Consider the following 8,244-nt stretch of genomic DNA (forward strand, 5'->3'; position numbering starts at 1 on the left):
TACGGAACGTCCAGTGAAGGAGACGGCGCAGGCCAACTAGGGTGCCGCCCATGAACGACCACCCCGCCCCCGCGCACCCCGCACCCCCCGCCTCTTTCGCCGTCCACGTCCCCGACGCCGCGTTGGAGCCTGAGCCCCTCGACCCGGCACAGATCGTCTCGGGCACCCCGGAGGTCACCGGCACGGTGCTGTGGGAGTCAGCCGACGGCAAGCAGCTCCGCGGCATCTGGCAGATCACCCCGGGCGTGGTCACCGACACGGAGGCGAACGAACTGTTCGTCGTCGTCAGCGGCCGCGCCACCGTCGAGGTGGAAGGCGGCGACACTCTCGAACTGGGCCCCGGCACGGCCGCCGTCCTGCGCGAGGGCGACCGGACGACCTGGACCGTCCACGAGACGCTGCGGAAGGCCTACCACATCACGCTGGGCTGACTCGTCATCACGCTGGGCCGACCCGTCTCGTGAACAGCGCGAGCGCCCCGAGCGGCACCAGCAGACAGGCCGCCGCCAGGTTCAGCCACGCATAGCTCGCCGTCGCCACCACGAGACCGGCCGCGGCCCCGCCGACCCCCGCGGCCAGGCTCGTCGTCAGGTCCGACAGGCCCTGCGCGGCGGCGCGCGCGGCCTGCGGCACCGAGTCCGTCAGCAGCGCGGACCCGGCGACGAGCCCCGCCGACCAGCCGAGCCCGAGCACGAACAGCCCGGCCGCGCTGCGCACATGGCTGCCACCGGCGGTCCCCGCGAGCATCGCGGCGCAGGCCAGCAGCGCGACGGCGAGCCCGATCACGCTCAGCCTCCCGAAACGGTCCGCGAGCCGCCCCATCACCGGCGAGAACGCGTACATCCCGGCGATGTGCCCACTGATGACGAGCCCGATCAGCTGGATCCCGGCGCCGTGGTGCTCCAGGTCGACGGGGGTCATCGACATGACGGAGACCATCGCCGTGTGCGACACGGCGACCGCGACGAGCGCGAGCCGGGCACGCGGCGACGCGGACACCGCCGCGATCCCCGCCCGCAGCGAACGGGCCTCGGCCGCCTGCTCCTCCGCCGGGGCCAGGGCCCGGGCGGTCAGCAGAGGGTCGGGTCTGAGCAGCAGGTGCACGATGACCGCGGAGACCAGGAACACCCCGGCCGCCCACACGAACGGTCCCGACTCCTCGGGTATGCCGAGCCCGGTGACGCTGCGGCCGGCGGGCGCCGCGATGTTCGGCCCGAGGACCGCGCCGATCGTCGTCGCCCACACCACGGTCGAGATGGAGCGGGCCCGCCGGTCCGCCGGGGCGAGGTCGGCCGCCGCGTAGCGCGCCTGCAGATTGGCCGAGGACGCGGCACCGAACCCGGCGAGGCCCACGAGCAGCAGCGGGAAGTTCCCGAGCGTGGCGGCGACGACGGTGAGGACCGCGCCGGCCGCGCCGACCAGGTAGGCGAGGACGAGCCCGGCCCGCCGCCCGCGCGCGTTCATCAGTGCGGCCAGCGGCATCGACAGCAGCGCCGTCCCCACCACGCTCGCGGTCGAGGCGAGCCCGGACAGCGCCTCGTCGCCGCTCACCTTTTTGGCGAGGACGGCGGCCAGCGCGATTCCGGTGGCCGTGCCGAGCCCGCCGAGTATCTGGGACACGACCAGGACCCGCTGAGTGCGCCGCTGCACGGCCTCACTCGCGACGGCCTCACGCACCCCGGAGTCGGCCACCCCGGCCTCACTCACCCCGGAGCCAGCGACCCCGGAGTCGGCGACCGCGGAGTCGGCCATCACGACGTCGGCCACCGGCCCACTCACGACAGCGGGGCTCACCGCGGGGGAACTCACCACAGCCTCAGCCGTCACCGAGCTGCCGCTCGCCACGACGTCACCCGCCACGACCTGCCCCGGCGCGACGTCACGCCCCCCGGCGTCGCCCGCCGCCCCCGCAGGCCTCTCACCCCCAGGTCCTTCACCCTCAGGCGTCACACTCGCGCCCAATCCACCCACCCCCACGCCACCTCGCCGATCACACTCCGCCCCGCCCCGGGGACCCTCTCAGAACAGCGGCTCGGGCAACACCCCTTCGAGCGCGAGCAGCCTGCGCTTCGTCTCGAGGCCGCCCCCGAACCCGCCGATGCCCCCGTCGCGCTCCACGACCCGGTGGCACGGCACCACGACCGGCAGCGGATTCGACCCCATGGCCGCGCCGACCGCCTGCGCCGCGCCGGGCTGGCCGACTCGGCGGGCCAGATCCCCGTAGCCCACGACCGATCCGTACGGCACACCGGTGGCCAGCTCGCGCAGCACCTCACGGTTGAACCCCGCGCTGAGCGACCAGTCGAGCGGCAGGTCGAAGTCGTGGCGGCGCCCCGCGAAGTAGTCCGCGAGCTGCCGTCTCGGCTCGGCGAGCCGAGACGAGTCCGGGGCCTCGACGGGCGCGGAGCCGAAGCGGGCCGCGAGCCGCTCGAGCACCTTGTCCCGCACGGTGTCGGTGGCGTGGAAGCCGACGGTCACGAGCCCCTCGTCCGTCGCGGCGAGCAGCAGCGGTCCGATGTCGCTGCCCACCACGGCCCACACGACCCGTGCGCGGTCGTCCGGCCCGCTCTGCTCCTGCCCAGTGGCGTTCATGCCGACCACCGTACGGCCGGGCACTGACAATGCCCGGCCGTGCGGTCCCCGGTGCCCCGTGATCAGGCCGGAGTGCGGTCGGGAGCCGGTGTCAGCGGGCGAGCACGCCCACGGCGTCGCGCACCACGTCGGGGGTGTTCGTGATGATCCCGTCGACCCCGTAGCCGACGACCCGCTCCGCGGTCGCCGCGTCGTTCACGGTCCAGGTGAAGACCTCGAGCGGCTTGCCGTGCGGTCCCTTGAGCGCGTGCACGGAATCGACGTAGGAGCCGGAGATCGTCGTGTACGAGGGATTGATCTGGTCCGCGAACTTCGCGTAGGCGGGCAGTTCCGCCACGGCGGGCGTGCCGAGGAAGCCGGTCTTGATGTCCGGCCGGCGCTGGTGGACGGTCTTCACGCTGTCGGCGCTGAAGCTCTGGACGATCAGCCGGTGCTTGACCCGACTGTGGCGCAGCCAGCCGTCGCGGCCCAGCTGACGGAGGATCTGGTCCTCGATGCCGGGGTACAGCTCCGGCGACTTGATCTCCATGAGCAGCCGCTGGTGGTTGTGCTCGACGCGCTCCAGGTACTGGTGGAGCGTCGGGATGCGCGCGCCGGTGAACTCGGCGCCCTTCCAGCTGCCCGCGTCCAGCTTCGCGATCTCTGCCGCCGTGAAGTCCTTCACGTTCCACGGGGCGCGGTCGGGGAACACCTGCTCGACGTTCGTGGTGCGCGACAGGGTGGTGTCGTGGATGACGACGAGTGCGCCGTCCTTGGTGCGCTGCACGTCGTTCTCGACCCAGGTGATTCCGAGGTCGTCGGCCTGGTCGACGGCTTCCAGGGTGTTCTCGGGGGCGTATGCGGAGGCGCCCCGGTGCGCGACGACCACCTGCCTGTCGTGTCCGGCGGCGGCCTGGGCGGTGCCGGGCAGGACCAGGACGCCGATGACGAGGGATCCCGTCACCGAGGTGAGTGCGGCTGCTGCGCGTGCGTACACGTCTGCTCCTCATGCGTCGTGACATCACGGACTCGCATGAGACTGACACCGTGGGACCAACGCCAAACAGGCGCAGGATGGTCACCGGTTGAACGGAGTTACCCAACTGCGACCGACCCCGCCGTCGAAGCAGCAGGTCTTTGCCGGAAAATCGTTCGCACGTTCCTGTGCTGGTCTTAGTCTCTGCCCCAACCACGGTCACCCTGGTGGCCGTTGGCAGAGGGGGAACATGAACGACATGTAGGAACAAAAAGGGCGGAAGGGCTGCGTTGTATGCAGGGCACGGTTGACGGCTTCAGTTACGGACTCGTCACCCCGGTTGTGGCTTTTCTCATGGCCTGTCTGGGGGGCGCGCTCGGCCTGCGCTGCACCACCAGATCCCTCCATGTGGCGCACACCTGGCGGGTCGGCTGGCTCGCCCTCGGCTCCGCCGCCATCGGCTCCGGCATCTGGACGATGCACTTCATCGCCATGATGGGCTTCACCGTCCACGGTGTGCCCATCCACTACGACAAGGCGACGACGTTCGCGAGCCTCGGCGTCGCCATCGTCATGGTGGGCGTCGGCGTCTTCATCGTCGGCTACAAGGGCGCCACGGGGCCGGCCCTGTTCACCGGAGGCACGGTCACCGGCCTGGGCGTCGCCTCGATGCACTACCTCGGCATGGCCGGAATACGGCTCCACGGGACGCTGCAGTACAACACCTTCACCGTGGTCGCCTCCGTGGTGATCGCCATGGCGGCCGCCACGGCCGCCCTGTGGGCCGCCGTCCAGGTGCGCGGCATCCGCTGGAGCCTCGGCGCGAGCCTCGTCATGGGGCTCGCCGTCTCCGGCATGCACTACATGAGCATGGCGGGCGTCAGCGTCCAGGTGCACGCCTCCGCGGGCGGCACCCCCACGGGCGACTCCGCGGCCTCCATCCTCGCCCCCATGCTGATCGGCCCCCTGTGCTTCCTGCTGCTCGCCGGGGTCGTCGTCATGGTCGACCCGATGATGGTCATGGGCCGGCCCGACTGGCGCGACGCCAGGGAGTCCGCCGACCAGGTGGGGCGCCCCGCCGTGCACATCCCGCGCCCCCGCCGGCCCGCCGACCAGGAGCACACCGGCAGCCCGCAGCGCCGCTGACCGCGCGGCGCCGCAGCCCGCACGGACGCGGACCGGGCCCGGTTGTCAGTGGGGGGTCGTACGGTGGAACCCATGCGGCCCGTATCCAAGATCGAACGCACGGTGGCACCTTTCGAGGTCGTCAGCCCCTACCAGCCGAACGGCGACCAGCCCACGGCCATCGCCGCGCTGGAGAAGCGCATCCGCGCAGGTGAGAAGGATGTGGTCCTGCTCGGCGCGACCGGCACCGGCAAGTCCGCCACCACGGCGTGGATGATCGAGAAGCTGCAGCGCCCCACCCTGGTGATGGCGCCGAACAAGACCCTGGCCGCCCAGCTGGCCAACGAGTTCCGCGAGCTCCTGCCGAACAACGCGGTCGAGTACTTCGTCTCGTACTACGACTACTACCAGCCCGAGGCGTACGTCCCGCAGTCGGACACCTACATCGAGAAGGACTCCTCGATCAACGAGGAGGTGGAGCGCCTGCGCCACTCGGCGACGAACTCGCTGCTGACCCGCTGCGACGTGGTGGTGGTCGCCTCCGTCTCCTGCATCTACGGCCTGGGCACGCCGCAGGAGTACGTGGACCGCATGGTCCCGCTGAAGGTCGGCGACGAGATCGACCGCGACGACCTGCTGCGCCGCTTCGTCGACATCCAGTACACGCGCAACGACCTGGCGTTCCAGCGCGGCACCTTCCGCGTGCGCGGAGACACCGTCGAGATCTTCCCCGTCTACGAGGAGCTCGCGGTCCGCATCGAGATGTTCGGCGACGAGATCGAGTCCCTCTCCACCCTCCACCCGCTCACCGGCGAGGTCATCAGCGACGACGAGTCGCTCTACATCTTCCCGGCGACCCACTACGTGGCGGGCCCCGAGCGCCTGGAGCGCGCGGCGAACGACATCGAGAAGGAGCTCGGCGAGCGCCTCACCGAGCTGGAGAAGCAGGGCAAGATGCTGGAGGCCCAGCGCCTTCGCATGCGCACCACGTACGACCTCGAGATGCTTCGCCAGATCGGCTCCTGCTCCGGCGTGGAGAACTATTCGATGCACTTCGACGGCCGCGAGCCCGGCTCCCCGCCGAACACCCTGCTGGACTACTTCCCGGACGACTTCCTGCTGGTCATCGACGAGTCGCACGTCACCGTCCCGCAGATCGGCGCGATGTACGAGGGCGACGCCTCCCGCAAGCGCACCCTGGTGGACCACGGTTTCCGGCTGCCGTCCGCGCTCGACAACCGCCCGCTGAAGTGGGAGGAGTTCCAGGAGCGCATCGGCCAGACCGTCTATCTGTCGGCGACGCCCGGCCAGTACGAGCTCGCCCGCTCGGACGGCTACGTCGAGCAGATCATCCGCCCCACCGGCCTCGTCGACCCGGAGGTCGTCGTCAAGCCCACCGAGGGACAGATCGACGACCTGGTGCACGAGATCCGCACGCGCACCGACAAGGACGAGCGCGTCCTCGTCACGACGCTCACCAAGAAGATGGCCGAGGACCTCACGGACTACTTCCTGGAGCTCGGCATCCAGGTGCGCTATCTGCACAGCGACGTCGACACCCTGCGCCGCGTCGAGCTGCTGCGCGAGCTGCGCGCCGGGGAGTACGACGTCCTGGTCGGCATCAACCTGCTGCGTGAGGGCCTCGACCTGCCCGAGGTCTCCCTCGTGGCCATCCTGGACGCCGACAAGGAGGGCTTCCTGCGCTCGGGCACGTCCCTGATCCAGACGATCGGCCGCGCCGCGCGCAACGTCTCGGGGCAGGTCCACATGTACGCGGACAAGATCACCCCGGCGATGGAGAAGGCCATCGACGAGACCAACCGCCGCCGCGAGAAGCAGATCGCGTACAACACGGCGAACGGGATCGACCCCCAGCCCCTGCGCAAGAAGATCAACGACATCGTCGCGTCCATCGCGCGCGAGGACGTCGACACCGAGGAGCTCCTCGGCAGCGGCTACCGCAAGAGCGCCAAGGACGGGAAGGGGCTCAAGGCGCCCGTGCCCGCGCTCGGCAAGGAGACCGCCAAGAAGAAGCGCGGCACGTCCGAGCCCGCGACGCCCACCGACCGCCCGGCGGCCGAGCTGTCCGAGCAGATCGAGGAGATGACCGAGCGCATGCGCGCCGCCGCCGCGGACCTCCAGTTCGAGATCGCGGCCCGGCTGCGCGACGAGGTGTCGGAGATGAAGAAGGAACTGCGGCAGATGAAGGAGGCGGGCATCGCCTGACCCACCGCCCCCGCGGGAGGGCCGCTGTGTTGCAAGAGCGACACAAACCCCGCCCGCGGTGGCGGCGCTGTCGGTGCCGCCCTCTAGGGTTTGGACCAACCGCGAGCGCAGGCCGCGGCAACAGGGGACGGTTCGAGAGGGGACAGCGCGTGGGCATCGACTTGACCAAGGGTCAGGCCATCAGCCTGGAGAAGCAGGACGGAGGCACCCTCAGCGCGGTGCGCATGGGGCTGGGGTGGCAGGCGGCCCCGCGGCGCGGCCTGTTCGGCTCGCGCACCCGCGAGATCGACCTGGACGCCTCGGCGGTGCTCTTCGCCGACAAGCAGCCTGTCGACGTGGTCTTCTTCCGCCACCTCGTCAGCGACGACGGCTCGGTGCGCCACACCGGGGACAACCTGGTGGGCGGCGCCGGCCAGGGCGGGGACGACGAGTCCATCCTCGTCGACCTGCAGCGCGTCCCGGTCCACATCGACCAGATCGTCTTCACGGTCAACTCGTTCACGGGCCAGACCTTCCAGGAGGTGCAGAACGCGTTCTGCCGCCTGGTCGACGAGACGAACGGCCAGGAGCTCGCGCGCTACACGCTGGACGGCGGTGGCCAGTACACGGCCCAGATCATGGCCAAGGTGCACCGGGCGGGCGCGGGCTGGAAGATGACGGCCCTGGGCGCGGCGGCCAACGGCCGTACGTTCCAGGACCTGATGCCCGCGATCCTCCCCACCCTGTAGCGGGTCCCGCGATGGCGGCCGAACTGGTGAGAGGGCAGAACCACCCGCTCACCGAGACCCGACTGGAGATCCGGGTGTCGGCCGGGCACCCGGTCGTCGCGGGCGCCACGCTCGCCGACGACCGGGGCGTCGTGGCCGGCCCGGGGCGCGTCGTCCACCCCGGCGCCCCCGCGCTGCCGGGCCTGGAGGTCCCGCGCCAGGCGGCGGCGGACCACCGCCTCGCCGTCGACCTCGACGCGATGCCACCGGACGTGCACCGCATCACCGTGCTGCTCGCCCTCCCGTCCGGCACCGGGGGACCGGCCCGCTTCGGGGCCCTCGCTGCCCCGTTCGTCGCCGTCACGGGACTCGACGGCACCGAGCAGGCGAGCTACACGATCACCGACCTGGACACCGAGTCCGCGGTCGTCGCGGTCGAGCTCTACCGCCGCGCGGGCGCCTGGAAGGTCCGGGCCATCGGCCAGGGCTACGCGGGCGGGCTCGCGGCGCTCCTGGCCGACCAGGGCCTCGCCGAGGCATCCGTGCTGGCCGGCGCCGTCCACGACGCCGTCGCGCAGGGCCAGGCGCGGGCGGTCGCGCCACCACCGCGCGCGGGCGATGCGACCCAGGTGCGCCAGA

8 protein-coding genes are annotated in these 8,244 nt (G+C 71.4%); 5 read left to right on the plus strand and 3 right to left on the minus strand.

All coding sequences use genetic code 11. From position 1 onward, the window contains the following. Positions 1-50 precede the first annotated feature (50 nt). On the plus strand, positions 51-431 hold the full coding sequence (locus GTW43_RS25735; RefSeq protein ID WP_161304371.1) for a cupin domain-containing protein: 381 nt from the start codon (positions 51-53) through the stop codon (positions 429-431). Between the two features lie 7 nt (positions 432-438). On the opposite strand, the gene GTW43_RS25740 is transcribed toward GTW43_RS25735, so the two are convergent. The 3 genes from GTW43_RS25740 to GTW43_RS25750 form a co-directional block, all read right to left on the minus strand. After that, the gene (locus GTW43_RS25740) at positions 439-1,779 is read right to left on the minus strand and encodes an MFS transporter (RefSeq protein ID WP_343246115.1); all 1,341 of its coding nucleotides are present in this window, start codon (positions 1,777-1,779) and stop codon (positions 439-441) included. A gap of 240 nt (positions 1,780-2,019) precedes the next feature. Then, positions 2,020-2,592, minus strand: a complete 573-nt coding sequence (locus tag GTW43_RS25745) for a methylated-DNA--[protein]-cysteine S-methyltransferase (protein WP_161304372.1) — start codon at positions 2,590-2,592, stop codon at positions 2,020-2,022. A 91-nt stretch (positions 2,593-2,683) separates the two neighbouring features. Then, the gene (locus GTW43_RS25750) at positions 2,684-3,517 is read right to left on the minus strand and encodes a glycerophosphodiester phosphodiesterase family protein (protein ID WP_343246116.1); all 834 of its coding nucleotides are present in this window, start codon (positions 3,515-3,517) and stop codon (positions 2,684-2,686) included. Between the two features lie 324 nt (positions 3,518-3,841). Between GTW43_RS25750 and GTW43_RS25755 the strand changes: the two genes are divergently transcribed. The 4 genes from GTW43_RS25755 to GTW43_RS25770 all read left to right on the plus strand — a co-directional run. Continuing rightward, positions 3,842-4,693 carry an MHYT domain-containing protein gene (locus GTW43_RS25755; RefSeq protein WP_161304373.1) on the plus strand — a complete coding sequence of 284 codons (852 nt, stop codon included), beginning with the start codon at positions 3,842-3,844 and terminating at the stop codon, positions 4,691-4,693. 72 nt (positions 4,694-4,765) lie between these two features. Continuing rightward, positions 4,766-6,898: an excinuclease ABC subunit UvrB gene (gene uvrB, locus GTW43_RS25760; protein ID WP_161304374.1), complete on the plus strand. Its 2,133-nt coding sequence runs from the start codon at positions 4,766-4,768 to the stop codon at positions 6,896-6,898. A 149-nt stretch (positions 6,899-7,047) separates the two neighbouring features. Then, positions 7,048-7,626, plus strand: a complete 579-nt coding sequence (locus GTW43_RS25765; RefSeq protein ID WP_161304375.1) for a TerD family protein — start codon at positions 7,048-7,050, stop codon at positions 7,624-7,626. A gap of 11 nt (positions 7,627-7,637) precedes the next feature. Then, a partial coding sequence (locus GTW43_RS25770) for a TerD family protein (protein WP_161304376.1) occupies positions 7,638-8,244 on the plus strand: 607 nt, incomplete at its 3' end.

The organism is Streptomyces sp. SID5785 (assembly GCF_009870065.1).
Taxonomy (GTDB): domain Bacteria; phylum Actinomycetota; class Actinomycetes; order Streptomycetales; family Streptomycetaceae; genus Streptomyces.

Coding starts and splice junctions, on each gene's coding strand:
- GTW43_RS25735 (WP_161304371.1), top strand. CDS start 51: ATGAACGACCACCCCGCCCCCGCGCACCCCGCACCCCCCGCCTCTTTC.
- GTW43_RS25745 (WP_161304372.1), bottom strand. CDS start 2,592: ATGAACGCCACTGGGCAGGAGCAGAGCGGGCCGGACGACCGCGCACGG.
- GTW43_RS25755 (WP_161304373.1), top strand. CDS start 3,842: ATGCAGGGCACGGTTGACGGCTTCAGTTACGGACTCGTCACCCCGGTT.
- uvrB (WP_161304374.1), top strand. CDS start 4,766: ATGCGGCCCGTATCCAAGATCGAACGCACGGTGGCACCTTTCGAGGTC.